Consider the following 21,795-nt stretch of genomic DNA (forward strand, 5'->3'; position numbering starts at 1 on the left):
ATGTATTAGTCATTGCAAAGAATTGAAAGACAGAGATGTTAGATGTTAAAAATATAAAATTATCAGAATTAATTTCAAAACCAATTACAGTCAATCCAAATACAACATTATTAAAAACCAGAGAGAGCCTATTAAAAAATAAAGTAAAGCGCGTAGTTATTGTAGACAAGAAAAAACCTGTAGGAGTAATTACTGAAAAAGATATTGCAAAAAAAATCTATGAGTTAGGTTCAAAACCAATCAGTTCAGTAGTAGCAAAAGAGTTTATTCCTAAGAAATTATTCACATTGACTCAAGACAATACTGTAACTGAATGTGCAATGATGATGAAGAAATACAGAATCAGTCTAGTAATCATTACAAATAAAGACAACACATTGCAAGGGATTGTAACCGAAACAGATCTTGTAAAGGCAATCCTTACAAAAAAATCAGCACCATTCAAAGTTTCAGAAATTATGAAAAAAGAGATAATCACGGCACTACCAAGTGACCCAATATTACACATTGAAAGCCTGTTACTAAAATACAGTATTTCCAGAGTAATTATTAAAAAGAATCAAAATCCTGTAGGAGTAATTACATTCAGGGATTTTGTGCCTGCAAAGATACCTCAATGGATTGCAGAATCAGCAGATCCAAAAGAAGTTCAAGAATATAAATTCAAAAAAGGTTTGGAAGAAATTCATTCAAATCAAATGAGTTATCTGTTTCCATTTCATGCTACAGATATCATGTCCCCCAACCCAATTACTATAGATGTAAATGATGATGTCAAGGTTGCAGTAACTTTAATGATAAAGCACAATATTAGTGGACTACCAGTAGTCAAAAAATCAAAATTAGTAGGCATAATTACAAAATCAGACATTGTGAATTCCTTAACAAAATAATTTTAGAGAAAAAAATCATTTCACAATCATTAATGAACATGAGGAGGATTGGGCAAGCTTATTTGAAATACTACCAAGTAAAAATCGTGCAACAGTTCCCAGACCTTTGTTGCCTACGATAACTAAATTACATTTTTCTTCTTTGATGACTTTATCAATTTCATTTACAATGTTGCCTTCTCTGATCAATGATTTTCCAATAATTCCATTTTTAGAAAGAAAATCATTTGCATCACTCAAAGTTTTTTTCCCGTATTTTCGTAAAAGTTGCAAATATTCTTTACGATCTAAAAAATTCACAGGTGCGGATTTTTCAACAACATAAATTAAAATAATTTGTGAGTCAAATGCATGTACCATTTCACATGCCCTTTGAAGAGATTTTTTAGAATATTTTGAGCCATCCAAAGGAACTAGAATTTTTTTAAAATTATTCATTTTACAATCAACACTGGTTTTTTGGATTTGTGTAGTACGTAATTTGAAACACTTCCCAAAAACATTTCTTTTACACTGCCTCTTCCTCTTGCTCCAATCACAACCAAATCAAATCCATTTTTACTATTATTTGCAAACCTTGCAATATCATATCCAGGATCACCTGCAAGTGCTTTACCAGTTAATTTTATTCCTTTTTTGGCTGCACGAACTTTTGCCTGCCCAAGGATTTTTTTTACTTCATTCATAGAATCAAAATCTAAGAATCCAAGTGGGTGAAGTGCATATATGCCAGGTACCGATTTTACTGCCAGAGCCGTTATTGTTCCATTTGATTGTCTTGCAATATGAATAGCCATGTCCAATCCACGAAAAGAGTTTTTTGAGCCATCCAAAGGAACTAGAATTTTTTTTGTTTTAAGAACCATATAGAAATTACCTCAATTAGCAACTTAAAACCATTCAATGATTTCCCACAATGATTTTCAAGTATGATAATTTAGAATTCATATCATATAATTGAAAATTGTAATTTTACCATGGAAAGTACTTTTGTTAATCAGATAATGACTAAAACGGTCTTAACTGCAGATAAATCAGTGTCAATACAAGATGCAGCTCAAAAAATGAAAGAGTTGAACATAGGATGTATAATCATCACTAAGAATTCCAAACCAATAGGAATTGTCACTGAAAGAGATTTTGTTACAAAAGTAGCTGCTGAAGGTAGGCCCTTATTTACAGAGATCTCAGAAGTGATGTCATCACCGCTAATTACGATAAAACCTGAAGATACGATTTGGGAGGCTTCAGAAATAATGAAAGAGAAATTGATTCATAAGTTACCTGTCAAAGAAAATGATCAGATTATAGGAATTGTGACCACTACAGATATTGTGAAAATTTCCAGCGTTGGATCAGACTCGGAAATGCGTAGAATATGTGATCAGATAATTTTGAGAATGAAAGACGAATAATCAAAAAGGATATTCACTTAAATTATTGAAACAAAGTTATCAAATATCTTGATGGCAGCTGATGCAGGTGCAACCGTACTTGAAACAAATGATAGCGATCCTATGAAACCAGATAAAACTAAAACAAAATTTGATGTAATTATTATTGGCGCAGGACCATCAGGGTATACTGCAGGAATTTATTGTTCCAGAGCAGGTTATGACACTTTGATTTTATCAGGCATACTTCCAGGAGGTCAATTAGTAAACACAACAGAAGTAGAGAATTATCCAGGATTTGAAAACGGGATAATGGGTCCAGATTTAATGATTGATATGAGAAAACAATCTCAAAGAATGGGAACAACGATTATTGATGATGAAGCCGTTGATGTTGATTTTAGACGAAGTCCATTCAAAGTTTTAACAGCCTCAGAAGAATACGAAGGTCGTGCAGTAATCATTGCTACTGGCGCCAATCCAAGAAAAATGGGATTGTCAGGAGAACAAACATTTGCAGGAAAAGGCGTTTCGTATTGTGCTACATGTGATGGGCCATTTTTTAGGAATCAAGAAATTGTTGTTGTTGGAGGTGGAGATTCTGCCATAGAAGAAGCAACATTTCTCACAAAATTTGCTACAACTGTTCACATTGTTCATCGAAGAGATGAATTACGTGCAAGTAAAGTAATGCAAGAACGTGCATTAAATAATGAAAAAATAAAATTTCATTGGGACTCGGCTGTAACAGATATCAAAGGAGATCAAAAAATGCAACAAGTAATTCTAAAAAATCTAAAAACAAATGAAGAATCAACAATTAATGCAGGAGGTCTTTTTGTTGCAATAGGTCATGAACCAAATACAAAATTATTCAAAGGGCAAGTAGATTTAGATGATGAAGGATATGTTATCTTAAAAAATAAAACCCATACTAACATTGAAGGTGTTTTTGCAGCAGGGGATGTTCACGATAGAAGTTATAGGCAAGCAATTACTGCTGCAGGATTTGGGTGTATGGCAGCAATTGATGTTGACAAATATCTAACAGAAAGTGCAGATAAAAAAGAATGAAAAATGCACAATGCAAAAAGTGCCTAAAAAAATTTCAACAAAAAGAAATCTTTACAATTCAGCAACTCCAATATAGAAAAATTCCCACGTACAACTGGTCTCGGAATTATTTTAAAAAGTTAGGAATTAATGAATGGGATTCGTTCTGTGAAAAATGCATAACAGATTATTCTAAAAAATCCAAAGACGAATGGGACAAATTAAAAGTTTAAACAATTTTACAGGCAAATAGGAACAGGTTATGAATGATACAGATAATCTAAAAAATTCAATTAAGGAGACTAGTGGAAAGCTTGCAAAATTAGGAACGGAGTTAGCAGATATCAAGTTCAGTTACAAGGTAGAAGAAAAATCATCCAAGAATTATTGGGAGAAAAGAATGAATGAATTCAAGAATCATAATGATAAATCATTAGAATATTATAATCAAGTTCATACCATGATGAATTTAATTAACAAGGAAGAATCACAAATGTTTCTTTTACGCATAAGCAAATTTAGACAACTAGGATTAGAGTTATTAGAAATCATGCAAAAAATCAAAGATAATCCATCAATTACAGATCCTAAAGACAAACAACAAAGTCAATGGAGTAAGGAAATTAAAAATAGCCTAAACGAACAAAGCAGTAAATGCCTAAATCATGAAAAAGAGATGAATAAAATATTTAGAGATTTTTATCAAAATCAATTAAAGCAAATTTTAGATTCCTAGTATGCCAAATCAGACATGTATTTTGCCTCTTTCAAAGAATTTTCAAATTCTTCTTCAGTCATGACATTTTGTTCAGCATAAACACTCTTGAACTTTCGTCCATCATCAGCAAAAATTCCTACTACACAAGCATTACCATCAATAGGATATTTTTTCATACATGCATAAACTGCTGCAGATGATGGACTGATTAAAAGTTGATCTTTTTCAAAAACGTCTTTTACAACAGCAAATGCTTCTTTATTGTCAACAGAAACCCAATCATCAACAACATTTTCACGTTTTAAAAATAAATCAGGTTTTGCAGATTCTTCAAAGTTTCTCCACCCTTGAATCAAATGATTTTGTTGTGGTTGGCAACCAATTATCTTAATTCCAGGATTTTTTTCTTTAAGAAAAGTACCAATTCCAGTAATAGTCCCACCAGTGCCAACACCTGTAAAGAAATGAGTTACTTTCCCTTCAGTTTGTTTCCAAATTTCAGGACCAGTCCCAACATAATGACCTTTGAAATTTGCCTCGTTTGCATACTGGTTTGGAGAATAATATGTGTCAGGTCTTGATGATGCAATAGAAGTTGCCAATGCAATACTTTGATCTGTACCAGCCCCAACTTTAGGGCATAAATCATCACTTGTTTCAAACACTTTAGCGCCAAGATTTCTAATGATATCTTTGGTCTCATTACTGGCTTTTTCAGGAATTACAATCTCCACTTTATAGCCCAATACATTTGCAATACCAGTTAATGCAATTCCAGTATTACCAGAGGTAGGTTCGATGATTATGCTTTTTCCTTTAGTTAAAATTCCTCGCTCTTCACCATCCTTAATCATCCAATAAGCAGCTCTGTCCTTTACAGAACCAAATGGATTATGACCTTCTAATTTTGCAAAATATTCCACATCATCATGAGATAGTGAATTTAATTTTACGATAGGAGTATTCCCAACTCTGCTCAAGACATCTGTATCAGTGACAGTAGTCATTATTCTGGTTATTTCACCTTTTTAATTTGAAATGTAATTACATTTCCATCTTTTGATAAATCTAATAACTCATGACCGTTTCTTGTAACCCATCTGGAAATATCATCTTCAGCAGCAGGATCATCTGCAGATACAGTTAAAGTTTCACCAACTTGCATTCTTTCAATCTCAATTTTTGTTCGAAACACAGGTTCAGGACAAAACAATCCAGTTGCATCTAATTTTTTTTCAGTAGAATCAGACATTGTTATCTAATTCAACAAAGGCGTTTTGTCATATTAAAATCTATTCGAGTTTAGCTTGTCCTACTTTATGTTACAATGCCATTTTGAATATAGTCGCAAGATTTCTATCTTTCAAAAAACTAGGATCCTGATTTTGAAAATTGATTTTTTGTGAAATTCGTTTCATCGAATAAATTGCTATTCTGTAGAATAAAGGCCACACAGGACTATTCTGATTTGAATCATATAGTTGCAGTAATAATGTGAAAAGCCATTTTGTGTTTGGGTAATGTTCTGAAATATAATCAAAAATATATTCTTTAGAATTATTAATTTTGTATTTTAAATGATCTAGTGTTTCTGATTGTAACGTATAGCCTGTTTGAGAAACACCAATGTGTCCACATTTCATTGCGTGTAAAATATCATCAAGGTTATTTTCTGAATCAATTAAATTAACACATCTTCCAAGAGTTGACAAAACATGTGAATCACTACCAGCAACTTGAGTCATATTATTATCTAAAGCAAATCGAGTTGCTCGAGCGTTAGATAAAATATCAACGTTATTACTATTGAAGACTTCGACCATATCACATTTTTTTGCATTATCACGTAATGCGTTAATTAGACCAAATGGGTGTGGTGCTGATGATACACCTCCCTGATCTCGTACTTTATCAATTAGTTCTTCAAGAGGTATTCCAGCAGGGATTTCATCATGAATTCCATAGGCCAAGACATGTGCCCCATTATCAATTGTTATTTCTTCGGCAGGATAAACATTAATTTTTTTGAATTTCTCGTGATCATTTTTGTATTCAAGTAATTGACGGTAACCATCAAGGGTATTGTGATTTGTTACAAAAATTGCATTCAATCCCAAATTTAATGAACGTTCAAGCTGATCACGTATTGAAACATCACAATCATGTGATGGCTCACCTTCACCCACATGAAAATTTGAAAATGAATTGTGACAATGTAGTTCAGCAGTAATTGACATTTTCACATAACATAGGCTTCTTTTGATTATTAACCCTATTGAAAAAATGAACTATCGAAAAAGGTCCTCATTTTCAGGCCGAATTAATTCATCTATGATATGGTCTTCAATTTTAAACGAGTAATTCCGAATTATAGTGATTGGGATTTTTAATGATTTACCCATTACTAGTTCTGCTGCAGATGAAAGTTCATCAGCTATAGCAATTGCAGTTACACGTAGAATCTTTTGAAATGTATCACGCATTCCAGCATAATCAATTATCGGATTTAATCCAGAAATACCTATGGCACAGTTAGTTTGACCCATTCTAAAAGGACGTCCAAAAGTATCAGAAATAATTACTGCCACATTTTTGTTAGTTTGTTTTAGAATATTGTAACGAATTGATTCTGCAGAAATATCAGAATTTATGGGCAATAAAGTTGCATGTCCATCTTGCACATTACTTTCATCTATACCTGCATTTGCGCAGATAAATCCATTATTTGTTTCAACAATCAATATCCCATTTTTCATTCGCACAATTCGTTTTGTTTCAGATAAAATCAATTCAATTAAACGAGGATCTTTTTGATATTGAGAACCAATTCCTTGGGATAATATAGAGGGCTTGACAGTTGATAATTTGACAGTTCTTCCTTCTTGCTTTGATATTATTTTTTGTGCAATTACTAAAATATCACCATCATGTAATTGACAAGATTTCAATATCAATTCAGATATATCATCAGAGGGTTCAATTTCTTTTTCAATTAGAATAGGAATAATTTCCAAGTAAAAGTACTAAAAAAATGGACTAAAAAATTGTTTAGGCAGGAGTAATTGTTTCTAGTTCCATTTTGTAATGTTTGTTGATAATATCTAAAACTTTTGAGAGATCTTTTTCTTCCAAGGTAGTGGTAGCCAAGTCTTTCACCAAATCCTGAGCCCGATAAGCAACACCCAATCCACAAATGTCAAATAATTTTACATCATTTGCCCCATCAACAACACAAACAATATTCTCTTTTTTCTCACCCCACTCTTTAATTTTTATTTTAGCAGACTTTGATTTATCAGAATCAACATGAATTACAACATCATCCAATTTCCCATCTTTGAATTTCAACTCATTTGAATAAACATAATCAAGATCCAATTCTTTTTGTAATCTATCCATCATTAATGTAAATCCTCCAGAAACTGCCATGAGTTTCCATCCAGCGGATTTTAAAACTCTACATAGTTCTTTTGCACCAGTCATTATAGGCAATGCGTCAGCAACTTCCTGGCATGTTTTTTCATCAAGACCTTTAAGTGCAGCAACCCTTGTTTTCAAACCTTCTTCCCAGTTAATTTTACCTTGAATTCCTTGCTTGGTTATTTCCCAAATCTCATCTTCTTTGTTGAGTTTTTCTGCAAGAATAGGAAGATATTCTTCATCATATAAAACACCTTCAACATCAAAAATTGCAAGCAATGGATTTCTGAATTGGAAAAAAATTGCTAATTATATTAAAGTTGAGGGTAAACTTTTCGTAATTAAACCCCGATCTCATAGCCAATCAGTGATGGATTGATTGTTTGTTGGAAATTATGACCTATTTTGATTTTTGATTTTATTAAAACTCATTACAAGAAAAGCTAATCCTATTGGAATTATAAAAAAACCAGGTGTTGCATAGGCAATATTTTTTAAGTTAATTTCGTCAAATGCGTCTTCTGATTTAATGTCGATAGATTGAATGGTTTTTCCATCGAGAAGATTGGAGTATGACTCTCTATGTTTGAATGCATAAATTGTAGAATTTGACGATACATTTGGAAAATCAGGTTGTTTAGGAGCAGAAATAATATCAAATGAAATAATGTCTGATGTGAATTCTTTTCGTAATGCCATGTATTCGTTTAATTGGGTCGGATCCAGAAAGAGAATAGTTCTTTCACCATCTAATTCATACTTAATATCTCCAGAGCCCTCAAAATACACTTTATCATAATTTCTTGTTACGTTAATTATTGCAAATCGATCATTATCTTTTTCAATATTTTCAATGTTTTCTGCACCTATAAACACAATGAAAAATGGTTGTGGGAAAGTATCCATTAATTTTTGAAATTTATGTCCATCATATACTACTATTGTTGAATTTTTAAAAGGCGGGTTTTCAACAGTGAATTTAGCTGTCTCATATCCCATCTCTCTAAGTTCAGGTCTTAAAATTATGTCTACATGGATTTTATTTTTTACACTAAAATTTGTACTTGAAAGATTTAGATCTCCTCTCACATTAGCCAACCCATGAAGATATTCATAGTGAGTTACATATTTGCCAGGTAAATCTACCGTGGTGAAACCTACCTGATATTGTTTCCATAGTGGAAATGGCTTTAAAATTTCTTCTACATACCCTCCGGTCAGTGCATAAATTGATTGAATTGCACCTATGAATATTACAACTATGCATAATCCAAGAAAAAACCAATATATTTTTTTTATTGAACTTTTTTCATGTGAAGGTAAACTTGTTTTTTTAAAAGTTGATTTTTTATGTTTACCCATAACCAAATTTTTTGATATAAGTAAATAAGACTAGTGTTTATCTAAGCAAAATAATTCAGTGATATCGGTAGCGAATCAATCATTACACCATCATTAACATCTCTCAAATCCTCAAACCATAATCTCTTTCTATCCGCATTCAGATTCACCCGTCTCTCTACTATCTTGAATTTTCCAATCTCTTCAATAGAATTACTCAAAATGGCAGTTCTTAATCTATTGAATTTTAGCACTTTCATGACTTGATACAGATTTTCATCTTTTTCTATCGTATCTAGATGTTCAATTTCTGATTTTTCAATTTCTGTCTGTTTCGATAAGTTATGATGTGCCATCGGATTATAGCCTTGAGTTTTTCTTCAACTGATAACTGGTCTTCAATTGCTATTGACAAAAAGTCAAGATAGTCCTTGTCCTTGATATCAATATCTATCTTTTTCAATTTAACACCTGAACCCTTGTTGTTACATCATCTTCACTGATCATCTTTGCGTGAATACTGCAAAACCGCATGATACACTTTGCAAAAGGTTGTCTAACCCCCTCCTCAAAATAATAATGCATTACCTGAGTAAAGGCCTCGCTATAACATCCAAGCATATTACAAATCATAAGAGTGAATCTAGGAAATTTTGAGCCTAAAAGTATAGGTTATTTTATAATCTTTAGCTGTAAAAGTTAGATTTTAGAATAACCAACTCTCTTTAATTCAAAAAATTATTCAGAAATAATGATAATACTTTGCTCATGTTGCAACAAACAACTGCCATTTGATGAGGCACGAATAAGACATGAAAATTGGTATCATAGAAGGTGTGTTTGGCATATTGCTCATTTGGTTAGACTGGATAATTTCTTTTGAAAAGAGTTTAGAATCTAAATTGCATTTTCATTCCATTCTTTAGTCCATTTATGAATAAAATAAAAATCAAAAGGAGAAACGAAATAAAATATCAAAGCTAAAACATAGAAAAAGGAATTTTCTGTCATGGCACCAATAGTAATAGCACTACCAATAATTGCAATATCAAGTAAAAAACTAATGCCTGCAAACCTCCACCATTTTTCAATTCGTAAAGCAGATAATCCTGGAGCAAATACTGTTAAGATCATTTGTCCTATCATGTTAACTGAATTGTTATACGTTCTGCCCTGAGTTTGATTATGTTTAATTTCCAAAAGACAAGATTTACACAATTTATCACTATTTTTCATTTCGTTAGGTGGTTGATACCCATTTCTCAAAACATCTTTTCTACTTCCATAACTAAGAAATCCAATCATTCTTTTGTTACAAGAAAAACAGTTTCCCATACAAGCATGGTTTTTGTATCAACTTAAGCCTACTGTCTATTCTCAAAAGAGTTTAGAATCCAAAATGGACATGTCATTCTGGAATATTTGTGAGTTTAAACCCATGCATGCAATAGATTTGGTCTAAGTATATTTTTTCTCCTGTTGAATCATATAACTCACTTGCTTTTTTTTCTCCTACATGCCAAAAATTTTCTCCACCATTTGTTGGAATTTCATAACCCAAATTATCAAAAGAGTCCGGATTGTCAGTGCCATACATAATGTTTGATTCATCTGATGAATGGTCTAAACCTAATGTGTGACCGATTTCATGCGTTAGTGTATATTTCAGAGTTTCTTTTGAAATGAATGCATCTCCTCGTTCACAGTTAAGATCAACATAATCCAAAAAAATATCATATTTGCCAAAGTTCGGCTCCGTATATCCCAATGTCTTTGAAGTTGTGAATACACTATCTAATCTAGGAACAAATTGTTCTTGACTTTTGTATTTTGTATCTTTTGTCCAATGTATTCTAATGTCTGCTTTAGACTCATCAAATACTTGTTCATATATGAGATCTGGATTTATCTTTGACCATTCAACAAACGAATCATGGGTAATTTCATTAATGATGTTGGAATTTTCATCATAAATCACTGCATAACTTTGCAGTGATGGGAATGGTTCAACATAATATGATGTTATTCCGTCATCGTCATCAATTAAGGCAATAATTCCAATTGCCAGAATTATCATAATTACAATAAACACGCCAATTGAAATTTTCATGATTTGACTAAAAAAATTATGAACTTAAGCGTATTGTATAGATCAGAGTAGCAACCAAAATTTTGCTAAACACAGATCAGGTAAAAATAAAAGAAGAGAATTAATCGGTTTCTGAATTATGGTTTAAGTAATCTTGCTCCCATTTTGGGCGTTGTTCAATACTATTTTTGATATCATCAATAACTTTTTTAAAATTTTCAGTGACCATGTGCTACCAAGAATTTTAAGATATTATTAACATTCTTGTCAACATTTTCAAAATTATGATGGACACCATTTCAATCCTGCCGATCTCATGTCTTTATCTAACCAATAAACTTCATTAGATTCCTTTCTTATGATCGCAGTAGGATCATCAGAAAATCTAGGATTCGAATTAGATTGTGCCCAGGGGAGTTTTGTCCCATCATCATTCTTACGTTTACGCCATTGGAATACATCCATAAATCGTCTGGGAGAGATTCCCACAAATGGATTAAATTCAATTTTTTCGGAATCTGCACCATCAATCACAATAAAATCTCCAAACATTTCTTCAGCCATACTTTTTGGGTATGGTTCTATATAGAATACTTTTTTCAAGCCTGCAGTAATGATGTGTTTTGCACAATTATGACAAGGAAAAGTAGTACAATAAAGATGGCAATTTTTTACGCCAATGGATTTTCTTGCAGCCTCAAGCAAAGCGGTCATCTCTGCATGTGTTTCTCTACCAAATTCTGTCAAGTCCATTAATTCTGAATTTTTAATCTCTTTATTGTCCAATGCTTCTTTTAATAATTGATTCGCATCTTCAGGTTTATTAGGACTCAACCATTCTTCAGTTTTTAAAATCTTAAGAAATTCACCCAAAATAAAATTACGTCTTTGCGTATTGTAATCCTTACCTTTTGCATGTTCACGTTTATCATCACAAAAAAATTCACCACATACGCCACCATCTTGATTTGGAACCTCGTTAGTTCCTGTTGAAATAATTTCCCCACGTTGAGTCAATATAGAAGCACCAACTTGTCTCGATAAAGAAGCAGACATGAACGCACTTGCTTGTGCAAGAAACATGCCATATTCATCAATCGTAGGACTAGAATATTGATAACCAAAAATTAATTTTAAGATTCGTTCCATTGATGAATCTAATTTATGAGGATCGGTGTCGACAAATACATCGCCTAAAGGAAATGTTTTACGAATGTTTTGACCGTAATCACCACTCTCTTCTTGGTCTCTATCTAACAAATCAACTGCTGCATTTTCGTAATTTTCATCATAGTGAGTGTTTTTTAGGCTCTCTACCAACTCATTTTTTCTTTCTTGGTATGGTGTGTAAACAGAGATGGCCCAAAAACTTTTTCCATAAGTTTTTCTTAACAACTCAACTTCATCAGGATGTTTTAACGAATCAATTATGTATGCAGTTCTAGGAATTGGTGTTTCTTGATTCACCACACTTTCTCGAATACCCCTAATTTTCCATATAGCTGCTTGTGCCAATGCAGAACCATTTTCAAGTTTTTCTCGTATCTTGTTTCCTCTATCCATTAAGGAGTTAATTCTTAAACTTGTGTTTGTTTCGATAACATTAATGGGTAACCCATCAATGGATTTTAGAAGTTCACTGATTTTCACATTCTTAATTTGATAATTTGAATTGATTAGTTTGGTTTCAAGAGAGTTAGTGACTTTTGTTTTAAGAGCTCCAACAGGGCTGATGATTCCAAAAAACAGTTCTTGATCTTTCTGTTGTTCTTCTCGTTTTGTCATAAAGTAATATTTTTAAAAAATACTTTGGTATAAGGCTATTTCAATTTTTCAAGGTAAATCTACAACATTATTTAAAAAACACATGGGTATTATGACATAACTTCTAAATAAATACAAAAAAGAGTGAAGGGTTTTGTGAAGAAACATCATAAACACCACATAGCATTTTTTGGAGGAGGTACTGGAATGGGAACTTTGATCGGGATTGGAACTACCTTGAATACATTACTTGCACAAGCGTCGCAAGCTTGTACTCAATTAATCGAATCTATTTTCTAAACACAGCGGTTATTAATATTCGAAAACACATTAGATTTTCATAGATGAGTCAAATGAGAACTTTGGATGAGTGTCTTTCAGACATGCCTGAAAACCTCTTTTTCATAGAATGCAAAATCTCTCTTAATTATGGATTTTATGCTTGGGTTCAAATAATTTGATATCTTTTACAAGTGTATGCCTTGGTTTTAAAAAATACTTATGGATTCACAAAAGAATTGCTCATCGAGGCAATCGTAAGACCGAGTAAAATCAAAGCCACTATTCCTAATCCTATGAAAATTCCCAGCATCATTAAAAAATAAAAATCCTAGTATTTCAATACTGTGTAACTCCAAATCTTGAATTTTTTTATTTTTCTTTTTCAATATCTGATAAATCTGGTTTTGTGTTTAATCCTGTTATTTTGTTTACTCGATATTGTTCCTCAAATCTTTTAATAATTCTTAACATTGTATCCGCAGCTTCTGGCTCTATTTTACGAAATATTAAGAACCCTTTGAATAAATCAGCAATACCTTGCTTACTGCACCATTTATCGAATCTCTTAATATGTAATTTATTCATAAAACTATTGAAATACATAATTCCCATAAAATGGAATATTCTGCCAAATAGATTCATCATCTGGAATAATTTTTTAATTGTTGCACGATTGAACTTGATTGGATGTCTTTCCCACAATCGTTTTAGAATATAATTCACAGGTATTCCCAATAACATCCAAATGATGTTTGATGGAATCTGTGTAGGTTCTATGAAATTTGTATAAGAGCCAAGGGACATGGTAATTTAGTGGTTTATTGGAGTATAAACATTTCTTAGAAACTAAAAATCAATCCATTATTTTCCTTTTGGCGCAGAAAATACCCCAAAATCCCAATTGGTGGAGCTCCGAACATTAGTAAATAATGGTGTTTTTGAGAGCATTACAACTTGATTGAACGTTTTCAATCAAATATGTATATGAAAATTCAGATTCTATTACATCCAATGTTACTGAAAATAGAAAGGTTCCAAGTATAGAACAGTTTTTTATTTATTTCATCAACTTCAATATTTCCCATAATCGATGTTGGAATAAAAAACAAAACAAATACGATTATGATAATTACTAGAATTATCATGTTTTCATAATCTTATTTATAAAATTAGAAAATTATCACTAAAAAATAAACTCAAAATGGTTTGAAATTACACATAAACCATGAATAAACAGCCTTTTTTGACGCCTATTCATGCCTAATTTTTTAAATTCCCATTTTTGACGACTAGGCCTGCCTAAATTTGCTCTTTTTTACGCCTAAACTGTGCCTGAGGGGGTAATGATTTCATAGTTCATGCCTAATTTTGGAAATTAATTTTATAATTCTCATTTTTTACGTATACGTTTGACTTAATTTTGTTTTTGATTATTTGACAAGAAATACATCTTTTTTCTTTTCCTCATATCGGATAACAGATTTTCCAGTATCCAATTTTTTTTGGTAGATTTGCACATGATTATAGACCAAATTAAGAGTAAATCCAGGCGGGAAATTATATTCTAAAGAATCTTTGTTAAAATGAAAATATCTCATATGATAATCATATACAGGACAAATTTGAAAATTATTACCAGCATTAATCTTGAGAATAGTTTTCATCTGGCCAAGTATATCAAAGAGTTTTGCAAATCCTGAAGCATCATAAGGAATTGGATTAAAAGTACAGCCAATAGTAAAGGTAAGAGTATCTTTAGAAGTAACAATAAGAGTAAGTCGTACGTGAGAATCAACTAACGGATTATTCTTTAGAGGAATGATTATTTTCTTGTTGTCAGGATTTGGTTTATGTCCTGATTGCAATAGTGAATTGTAGAGATTTGATGTTTTAGTATCTATGTGAATATCATGAATCATTGCTGGTCGATGTTTTATTAATGATAGTAATTGATCAAGAGTTCCAAAGATCCTATTATTTTCTGAGGTATCCGTGTACCACTGTGTTAGTTTTTTGTCTGTGTATAGTCCTTGAAGTCTATAGTAGGCCTTGTCCGATTTATTTTCAAGAATAAATATCGGTTTAAGTTTGCAAACTATAACTCGAAAATAATTATGATTTACAATATCTTTAAAGTCAGTGTAATCAAACACCCTACCACTGAGTACATTGATCTTGTATCCAAGTTTAACCACTTTAGTTTCTTTTTGTGTTAATACATGTCCTAACGTGTTAGTCCACTGTGTTAATGCGGTGTTAAAATCGGGGTTAAGATGCTCATTTGGATTATCTTTGAGGAGATTCATGTCTAAAATTTCTTAATTTTTATCTCGTCTATTGTATCTCATTTTCGATTTACAACAATGACAATATCTTTGATTAGTAGTCCATGCCTTTTGACATTTGATACAAGAACCCATTCCTTTGTCATAACGAACTTGTCTAATTGCTACAAAATGAATACCCTCTCTGTTTGTTTCACATTCACCACGACACATACTACTCATGGTTAATTCCTCCATTATCGAATTGATACTTGCAAGAAACACAATATCGGTTAGAATCTAGTTTATTGCCACATTTTCCACAATAGTAGATTATTGTAATTTGTCCCAACATCTTACAATAAGTTACACGATTTAGGTATAGAGAACTATTATTAGTTGAGTAGTCAAATATGATGAGTAGTCAAATGAGGGTCAAATAAGATGCTAGTAGATTGTCCTTGGATGAAAGATGGAAAGCAGTGTGGCAAAAAAGGCCACTTAGTCTTAGAATCACCTAGAAAGAAACAACGCAGAAGGAGTAGGCGAAATGCAAATCAAAAACACAAGGATTATGACACTTCGGGAAGGCCTAGAGGCCAATATTACAGAGTCCATCATTACGTCTATGAGAACGGAAAAAGAAAATCAAAATTCTGTTATCTAGGAAATTTTGATGGATCTCTAAAAAAATTAAAAAAAATTCAAACAATGATTGAAGATGACAAAAACTTTCAAAGCGAGAAAGTCCAAACAGACATAAAGTTTTGGATAGATGATGCAATTAAAGAGGCCGAAGAGATCAACCTCAAATCCTTAAAACCTGAATATGTTGATGGTATATTTTCGACCATTAGAAATGCCCAACTTTGTATTATTCGGAAAGGTTTTGTTTGGCAAAAATACATTTAATCTTGATTTAGTTTAACATGAATCTCATTATCTTCACTTTTGATTATGCCTGCCTTTCCAGAACTAATCATTTTGAATAGCTCTTTCATTTGTGCCTCATTTTCAGATATTCTGTTCTCTAATTCTCTATTCTTTGATTTTTCTTGCTCTAATCGGTTAATTTCCTCTTGCATTTCCTGTCTTTCTACTAACAATCTTTCACTATCATCTATTGTAAGATCTGCCATTCCTTTTTGATATTCCTCAAATAATTGGTCTATTGTTGGTTGAAAATAGGAATTGTCTAGTTTTTGGTCGTGACCCATCAATCGTTCTATTAGTGTAGGATTTGCATTAGATTGAAGCTTTAGAACTGTATTGAATCTACGTCTAAATGCGTGAACTAGAAGATTTGGGGCATCGTCTACGTCAATTCCTGCATTATGTTTTGCTCTAAGAATAAGATTAGAGATTGATTTTTCATCTAATAGTTTTACTTTGGATTTTGCATTTTTGTAAATTGAACGAAAGACAAGGGAATTTGTTGTTAGTTCTTCACCATCATGTTTTCTTTGTTCGTGGTATCGTGAAAGAAATTCACTTGCTTCTTTGTTGATAAATGTGGTATATTCTTCATCAGTATCAGGATAAACTGTCATGGCTAGACAACCATGTGGCATTTGTTTCAAATCTTTAATTCGCATGCTAGGAATCGCTCCACGTCTAACACCACTTGAAGATAATAATAGAATCAGTGCCTTATTTCTTAAACCCTTAACACCACCCAGCATACGTTTAATTTCATCTGTAGTGTATGGTCTTGATTTCTTTGGCCGTGTTTTTTTGCCTAATAGTTTTCTAATCTTTTTCCAATTAATCCCCATTTTCTCATTTGAATCACATAGGGATTGTAGTGCAAATGTAATTACTCTGATGTAGTTGGCACTCTTACCCTGATTCTTGTAATTAATGATATAATCCTCAATTTTTTCCTTTAAATCCGTAGATTCTAGACTTAAAACTGAATCCCAAGAGTCAAGATTATAATATTTTGCAAATCGATTGATATGATATGCATAATGCTCTATCGTCTTTTCAGATTGTAGGTATTCCTCAAAGATGGTAATTGTTCTGCTCTTGTTCATGTGTTATTAAATAGAATTATGGTATTTAATATCGAAATGATCAACAGTATTAAAGTTTAAACTTTTTTGAGATCAAAAAAACGCTAGTAATAAATCACCGTTTGTTTTATGGCATAACATGGCAGAATTAGAACACAAATACGAAGTTGAGATCAACGAGAAAGAAGGAAGACAGAAACTGCCTCAAGAAGTTAAAGATGAATTAAAAGCATCAGGCATGATGGATGAAAAAGGGAAATTGAAGCTTAAAGGAGTTAGTCCAAAAATGCTCAAAAAAATGAAACAGGAATATGTAGACTGTCCAGTTTTAAAAGAAGAAATTCAATTTATCCAGTGCTTTGTGTGTCCAAATTTCCAAAGTAGAGTAATGGGTAAAGTTCTCTGTAAAGGGGACGCACTTTAAAATTATGAAATAAATTTACAGTAGTATAATTCTCACGAAAGGCTCATTAGTTAAATTAATTCTTGGACTTTTAGTTTGAGTAAAGAGGATGTAGGAATTACAGTTTCAAAAAATGAAGATTTTAGTGAATGGTATACTCAAGTTGTTCTAAAAGCAAAACTGGCAGATTATGCACCTGTTAAAGGATTAATTGTTCTAAGACCTGATGGGTACTCCATATGGGAATCATTGAGAAGTACATTTGATAAAAAATTTGGAAAAAATGGAATAAGGAATGGATTTTTACCAATATTAATCCCAGAATCATTGTTAGGAAAAGAGCAAAAACATTTTGCAGGATTTAATCCAGAAGTATTTTGGGTAACCCATTCAGGCACAAATGAAATTGGAGATAAACTTGCTCTAAGGCCAACATCGGAGACTTTGGCATATACTATGTATGCCAAATGGATTCAAAGTTGGAGAGATTTACCATTAAAAATAAATTTTTGGAATACAGCATTAAGGGCAGAAATTAAAGCAACAAAACCATTTCTAAGAACCTCAGAATTTTTGTGGCAAGAAGGTCACACAGTTCACACAACTCAAGAAGAAGCTGAAAAAGAAGTAATGAAAATTTTAGAGATTTACAAAAACACTGTTGAAGAAGAATTAGCAATTCCAGTAACAGTAGGAAAGAAAAGCGAAAAAGAGAAGTTTGTAGGTGCAGTATATACAACTACAATGGAATCAATCATGCCAGATGGAAAGGCATTGCAGATGGGAACATCTCATTTTCTAGGACAAAATTTTTCAAAACCATTTGAAGTTAAATTTGCAGATAAAGATAATGTAGAGCATTTTGCTTGGCAGACTTCATGGGGAGTCTCATGGAGATTAATTGGGGCCATGATAATGGCACACGGTGATGACAAAGGGTTAGTGTTACCGCCTAATGTAGCACCAACTCAAGTTGTGATTATACCAATTTACAAAAATGAAGAAGGAAAAGAAAAAGTCCTATCCAAAGTAGAGGAAATTAAAAAAGAATTAGAAACAAAAGAAATCAGAGTACATGTAGATGATAGAAGCGAATTATCTCCGGGTTACAAATTTAATGATTGGGAATTAAAAGGAGTTCCATTAAGAATTGAGATAGGACCAAAAGATATTGAAAAACAAAGCATTGTAATTGCAAAAAGATACAATAGGGAAAAATCAACTTTGAGTTTTAATGAAATTGAAAATGTTTTCACAATATTGAAGGAAATTCAAAATGAGATGTTAAAAAACGCCAAAGAACAGGCGAAAAAAAATACCATGGATATTTCAGATTATTCTAAATTTAAATCAAAAATTGAGAAGGGTGGATTTTTCAATGCTCCTTGGTGTGGAAAATTAGAATGTGAGGAGAAAATCAAAGAAGAGACAGGGGCAGATATTCGAGTAATTCCATTTGATAGTGAAAATTCAAATGAAAAATGCATGTATTGCCAAGAGCAGAGTGTTTCAATTCCAATTTTTGCAAGAGGATATTAGGCAACTTTTCTTTAGGAACAAATATCCAGAAGTTTGTAGGAGTTTTGTCAATTTCTACATTAGGATCTACTGAAACAAAGAGGACTTTGTCATCCATGAAAAAAATCAAAATAACAACATATTTCCTTCTTGCAGCAGCATAAGTTACAAGACTTTCATCATTGAAATCAGGGTCAGGTATAATAGTAGAAAAAATAAATCAAAAATATTGACCAGTAATCAAGAATTACAAGAAAAGCAGCCACTAGATCAATTCCGAGAAATTAGAAGTAGGACTTTGGAACTTGTGAAAACTTTAGAAAAAGATGATTTTGGAGTTCAGACTGCATCATTTATGAGCCCACCAAAGTGGCACATTGGTCATGTAAGTTGGATTTATGAGGCAATAATGAGTAAATTGGACAAAAATTATGAGTTTTATTCAAAAGAATTTTCAGAATATCTTAATTCATACTATCAACAATTTGGAGTTCCACATGATAAAGGATTAAGGGGCGTGGTATCAAGACCCACAGTTGATCAGATATTTCAATACTTTAACACAGTTAATCAAAGAGTAGAGCGCTTTATCGAATCAAAAAATCTCAGTTCTGAGGAAATGAGATTAATAATTATGGGATTTCATCATGAGTGTCAACATCAAGAGCTTCTAGTATATGACTTGCAACATCTGTTAGCAGAACAATATCATCCAGTCAAGAAAAATAAAATACCAAAACAAAGCAAACAGGATAAGAGATCAGTTAGAATTGATGGAGGGCTGTACTCTATGGGCTACAATGGTAATGATTTCTGTTATGATATTGAACTTCCAGAACACAAAGTGTATCTAAAGGATTTCAAGATAGATATCTTTCCAATTACAAATGAAGAATATCTAAAATTTGTAGAGGATGGAGGATATAAGACATACAAATTTTGGCTATCAGATGGATGGGAGAAAGTAAAGGAAAATGGTTGGGAGTCACCAATGTATTGGGAGAAAATTAATGACGAATGGAATGTCAGAGACTTTTTAGGAATAAGAAAAATCAATCCAAATGAACCTGTATGCCATGTCAGTTATTATGAAGCAGATGCATATTGTAAGTGGGCAGGTAAAAGACTACCTACTGAGGCAGAATGGGAAAAAGCTGCATGTTGGAATGAGGGGAAAAATCAAAAAACAATCTATCCTTGGGGAAACGACAAACCAACAAATGGAAAATGTAATTTACTTGAATCGTATATTTGGGGATGCTCAGAGATTGGCACATATCCTAATAGTGCAAGTCAATACGGATGTCAACAGATGATTGGAGATGTCTGGGAGTGGACTTCATCAGAGTTTACAGGATATCCAGGATTCAAATCAGGATTCGATGAGTACAATGACAAATGGTTTACAAATCAAAAAGTTTTGCGAGGAGGGTCTTTTGCCACTCCAGAAATGTCAATTAGAGGAAGTTATAGGAATTTTTTCAGATTGGATGAACGTTGGTTATTTTCAGGTTTTAGATGTGCAGAATACATCTAAAGTTTTAGATACCAAAGTTAGTGAAAAGTGGCTCTTATCATCTAACCATGTATGTTTAATTTCAAATCCAACATCATCAAGAAGTTTTTGAATTTGAGACAACCTATACTTGTGAGAATATTCAGTATGAATTAATTCATCTTTGTCTAAATTTAATAAAAGATTGGATTTTGAGATCACTACAGATTGATCAACTAGAGATTTTAGATACATCTCAATTCTTTGATCAGTTTCGTTGTAAAGTGAATGATGTGAAAAATTATTCAAGTTAAAATCTGCATCTAGTTCATCATTTATTCTCGAAAGAACATTCAAGTTAAATTCGGCAGTGACTCCCTGTGAATCATCATAGGCAGATTCTAAAATCTGCTTATCCTTTACCAAATCAAGTCCAATTAGAAAGAGGTCGCCTTTTTTCATTGTAGAGTTTATTTTTTGTAAAAATTCATGACCATCATTGGGCGAGAAATTTCCAAAACTAGAACCCAAAAATAAAATTAAATTTTTTTTATTATCATAATTTTTTAGAAATTCTAAACCACCCTCATAGGTATCGATTATTCCAGTAATATGCAAATTTTCATAATCTCTCAATAAATCCTCAGAGCTTTCTGCAAGAATCTCAGATATATCGATAGGAAAATATTCGACATGTTCACATAATTTTGAAAAAATATCAAGAATTATTCGTGTCTTGATTGAAGCACCACTGCCTAATTCAACAACCCTAAAAGTTTGATCGAGATATGAAGGTAATTCATTTTTGAGTTTATTTAAAATCATAATTTCAGTCTTAGTAGGATAGTATTCAGGCAAAGTACAAATTTTTTCAAACAAATCTGAGCCTTTTTTATCATAAAAGAATTTAGGAGAAATGAATTTACCATTTCTATTCAAACTAAAAGAAATCTCTTCAGCAAAGGTTTTTTCTATTTTACTTGCATGAGGTTTGAAATATTGTAGTCTATCATCAACTATGAATTTCTTATAATCTAGATTTTTTTGTAAAGTGTTATTCAAGTATTAATTCAGATATTATTTAACATAAATTCGTTATCATAAATTTTACGCCTAAATTATATTTCTTGATATACTTCTTTATTC

26 protein-coding genes are annotated in these 21,795 nt (G+C 32.0%); 9 read left to right on the plus strand and 17 right to left on the minus strand.

Annotated features, from left to right (window positions below; genetic code table 11):
* Nucleotides 1-35: 35 nt before the first annotated feature.
* Complete coding sequence (locus ACW9W3_RS09770; RefSeq protein WP_457765957.1) at nucleotides 36-893, plus strand: CBS domain-containing protein; 858 nt, start codon at nucleotides 36-38, stop codon at nucleotides 891-893.
* 15 nt (nucleotides 894-908) lie between these two features.
* Here ACW9W3_RS09770 and ACW9W3_RS09775 read toward each other — a convergent pair whose 3' ends face one another.
* Together ACW9W3_RS09775 and ACW9W3_RS09780 are read right to left on the minus strand one after the other, a co-directional pair.
* Entirely contained in the window at nucleotides 909-1,331 is a 423-nt protein-coding gene (locus ACW9W3_RS09775) for a universal stress protein (protein WP_457765958.1), read from the minus strand.
* The gene (locus tag ACW9W3_RS09780; protein ID WP_457765959.1) at nucleotides 1,328-1,759 is read right to left on the minus strand and encodes a universal stress protein; all 432 of its coding nucleotides are present in this window, start codon (nucleotides 1,757-1,759) and stop codon (nucleotides 1,328-1,330) included. The genes ACW9W3_RS09775 and ACW9W3_RS09780 overlap by 4 nt, the downstream gene beginning before the upstream one ends.
* Nucleotides 1,760-1,870: 111 nt before the next feature.
* Between ACW9W3_RS09780 and ACW9W3_RS09785 the strand changes: the two genes are divergently transcribed.
* From ACW9W3_RS09785 to ACW9W3_RS09795, 3 genes are all read left to right on the plus strand, one after another.
* On the plus strand, nucleotides 1,871-2,308 hold the full coding sequence (locus ACW9W3_RS09785; protein WP_457765960.1) for a CBS domain-containing protein: 438 nt from the start codon (nucleotides 1,871-1,873) through the stop codon (nucleotides 2,306-2,308).
* Between the two features lie 48 nt (nucleotides 2,309-2,356).
* Entirely contained in the window at nucleotides 2,357-3,361 is a 1,005-nt protein-coding gene (gene trxB / locus ACW9W3_RS09790; RefSeq protein ID WP_457765961.1) for a thioredoxin-disulfide reductase, read from the plus strand.
* A gap of 241 nt (nucleotides 3,362-3,602) precedes the next feature.
* Complete coding sequence (locus ACW9W3_RS09795) at nucleotides 3,603-4,076, plus strand: hypothetical protein (protein ID WP_457765962.1); 474 nt, start codon at nucleotides 3,603-3,605, stop codon at nucleotides 4,074-4,076.
* Here ACW9W3_RS09795 and ACW9W3_RS09800 read toward each other — a convergent pair.
* The 10 genes from ACW9W3_RS09800 to ACW9W3_RS09845 form a co-directional block, all read right to left on the minus strand.
* Nucleotides 4,073-5,065, minus strand: coding sequence for a cysteine synthase family protein (locus ACW9W3_RS09800; RefSeq protein ID WP_457765963.1), 993 nt, complete (start codon nucleotides 5,063-5,065; stop codon nucleotides 4,073-4,075). The two genes, ACW9W3_RS09795 and ACW9W3_RS09800, sit on opposite strands and share 4 nt — an antisense overlap.
* An 8-nt stretch (nucleotides 5,066-5,073) precedes the next feature.
* Nucleotides 5,074-5,310, minus strand: coding sequence for a sulfurtransferase TusA family protein (locus tag ACW9W3_RS09805; RefSeq protein ID WP_048116584.1), 237 nt, complete (start codon nucleotides 5,308-5,310; stop codon nucleotides 5,074-5,076).
* A gap of 70 nt (nucleotides 5,311-5,380) precedes the next feature.
* Complete coding sequence (locus tag ACW9W3_RS09810) at nucleotides 5,381-6,295, minus strand: PHP-associated domain-containing protein (protein ID WP_457765964.1); 915 nt, start codon at nucleotides 6,293-6,295, stop codon at nucleotides 5,381-5,383.
* Between the two features lie 51 nt (nucleotides 6,296-6,346).
* Nucleotides 6,347-7,072, minus strand: a complete 726-nt coding sequence (cofE, locus tag ACW9W3_RS09815) for a coenzyme F420-0:L-glutamate ligase (protein WP_457765965.1) — start codon at nucleotides 7,070-7,072, stop codon at nucleotides 6,347-6,349.
* Between the two features lie 34 nt (nucleotides 7,073-7,106).
* A complete protein-coding gene (gene serB / locus ACW9W3_RS09820) occupies nucleotides 7,107-7,757 on the minus strand; it encodes a phosphoserine phosphatase SerB (protein ID WP_457765966.1) in 651 nt (216 codons plus the stop codon).
* A 114-nt stretch (nucleotides 7,758-7,871) separates the two neighbouring features.
* The gene (locus tag ACW9W3_RS09825; protein ID WP_457765967.1) at nucleotides 7,872-8,840 is read right to left on the minus strand and encodes a hypothetical protein; all 969 of its coding nucleotides are present in this window, start codon (nucleotides 8,838-8,840) and stop codon (nucleotides 7,872-7,874) included.
* A gap of 41 nt (nucleotides 8,841-8,881) precedes the next feature.
* On the minus strand, nucleotides 8,882-9,175 hold the full coding sequence (locus ACW9W3_RS09830; RefSeq protein ID WP_457765968.1) for a hypothetical protein: 294 nt from the start codon (nucleotides 9,173-9,175) through the stop codon (nucleotides 8,882-8,884).
* A 541-nt stretch (nucleotides 9,176-9,716) separates the two neighbouring features.
* Nucleotides 9,717-10,154, minus strand: a complete 438-nt coding sequence (locus ACW9W3_RS09835; RefSeq protein ID WP_457765969.1) for a hypothetical protein — start codon at nucleotides 10,152-10,154, stop codon at nucleotides 9,717-9,719.
* A 73-nt stretch (nucleotides 10,155-10,227) separates the two neighbouring features.
* Nucleotides 10,228-10,929 carry a matrixin family metalloprotease gene (locus tag ACW9W3_RS09840; protein ID WP_457765970.1) on the minus strand — a complete coding sequence of 234 codons (702 nt, stop codon included), beginning with the start codon at nucleotides 10,927-10,929 and terminating at the stop codon, nucleotides 10,228-10,230.
* Between the two features lie 261 nt (nucleotides 10,930-11,190).
* Nucleotides 11,191-12,693 (minus strand): anti-phage dCTP deaminase, encoded by a 1,503-nt coding sequence (locus ACW9W3_RS09845; RefSeq protein ID WP_457765971.1) that lies wholly within the window; start codon nucleotides 12,691-12,693, stop codon nucleotides 11,191-11,193.
* A 135-nt stretch (nucleotides 12,694-12,828) separates the two neighbouring features.
* Here ACW9W3_RS09845 and ACW9W3_RS09850 point away from each other — a divergent pair, with 135 nt between their 5' ends.
* Nucleotides 12,829-12,972 carry a hypothetical protein gene (locus ACW9W3_RS09850; RefSeq protein ID WP_457765972.1) on the plus strand — a complete coding sequence of 48 codons (144 nt, stop codon included), beginning with the start codon at nucleotides 12,829-12,831 and terminating at the stop codon, nucleotides 12,970-12,972.
* 351 nt (nucleotides 12,973-13,323) lie between these two features.
* Here the strand turns inward: ACW9W3_RS09850 and ACW9W3_RS09855 are convergent, their stop codons facing one another.
* From ACW9W3_RS09855 to ACW9W3_RS09865, 3 genes are all read right to left on the minus strand, one after another.
* Entirely contained in the window at nucleotides 13,324-13,758 is a 435-nt protein-coding gene (locus tag ACW9W3_RS09855; protein ID WP_457765973.1) for a hypothetical protein, read from the minus strand.
* A 626-nt stretch (nucleotides 13,759-14,384) separates the two neighbouring features.
* On the minus strand, nucleotides 14,385-15,260 hold the full coding sequence (locus ACW9W3_RS09860) for a hypothetical protein (RefSeq protein ID WP_457765974.1): 876 nt from the start codon (nucleotides 15,258-15,260) through the stop codon (nucleotides 14,385-14,387).
* Between the two features lie 12 nt (nucleotides 15,261-15,272).
* Entirely contained in the window at nucleotides 15,273-15,461 is a 189-nt protein-coding gene (locus ACW9W3_RS09865) for a hypothetical protein (protein ID WP_457765975.1), read from the minus strand.
* A 201-nt stretch (nucleotides 15,462-15,662) separates the two neighbouring features.
* On the opposite strand from ACW9W3_RS09865, the gene ACW9W3_RS09870 reads away from it, so the two are divergent.
* Entirely contained in the window at nucleotides 15,663-16,130 is a 468-nt protein-coding gene (locus ACW9W3_RS09870) for a hypothetical protein (protein ID WP_457765976.1), read from the plus strand.
* Here the strand turns inward: ACW9W3_RS09870 and ACW9W3_RS09875 are convergent.
* Nucleotides 16,127-17,254, minus strand: a complete 1,128-nt coding sequence (locus ACW9W3_RS09875) for a tyrosine-type recombinase/integrase (RefSeq protein WP_457765977.1) — start codon at nucleotides 17,252-17,254, stop codon at nucleotides 16,127-16,129. The two genes, ACW9W3_RS09870 and ACW9W3_RS09875, sit on opposite strands and share 4 nt — an antisense overlap.
* Nucleotides 17,255-17,372: 118 nt before the next feature.
* Between ACW9W3_RS09875 and ACW9W3_RS09880 the strand changes: the two genes are divergently transcribed.
* From ACW9W3_RS09880 to egtB, 3 genes are all read left to right on the plus strand, one after another.
* Nucleotides 17,373-17,657, plus strand: a complete 285-nt coding sequence (locus ACW9W3_RS09880; protein WP_457765978.1) for a hypothetical protein — start codon at nucleotides 17,373-17,375, stop codon at nucleotides 17,655-17,657.
* Nucleotides 17,658-17,732: 75 nt separating this feature from the next.
* The gene (gene proS / locus ACW9W3_RS09885; RefSeq protein ID WP_457765979.1) at nucleotides 17,733-19,175 is read left to right on the plus strand and encodes a proline--tRNA ligase; all 1,443 of its coding nucleotides are present in this window, start codon (nucleotides 17,733-17,735) and stop codon (nucleotides 19,173-19,175) included.
* 208 nt (nucleotides 19,176-19,383) lie between these two features.
* Nucleotides 19,384-20,691 carry an ergothioneine biosynthesis protein EgtB gene (gene egtB / locus ACW9W3_RS09890; RefSeq protein WP_457765980.1) on the plus strand — a complete coding sequence of 436 codons (1,308 nt, stop codon included), beginning with the start codon at nucleotides 19,384-19,386 and terminating at the stop codon, nucleotides 20,689-20,691.
* On the opposite strand, the gene egtD is transcribed toward egtB, so the two are convergent.
* Nucleotides 20,662-21,711 carry an L-histidine N(alpha)-methyltransferase gene (egtD, locus tag ACW9W3_RS09895; protein ID WP_457765981.1) on the minus strand — a complete coding sequence of 350 codons (1,050 nt, stop codon included), beginning with the start codon at nucleotides 21,709-21,711 and terminating at the stop codon, nucleotides 20,662-20,664. The two genes, egtB and egtD, sit on opposite strands and share 30 nt — an antisense overlap.
* Nucleotides 21,712-21,795: the final 84 nt, after the last annotated feature.

The organism is Candidatus Nitrosopumilus sp. bin_68KS, assembly GCF_054095825.1.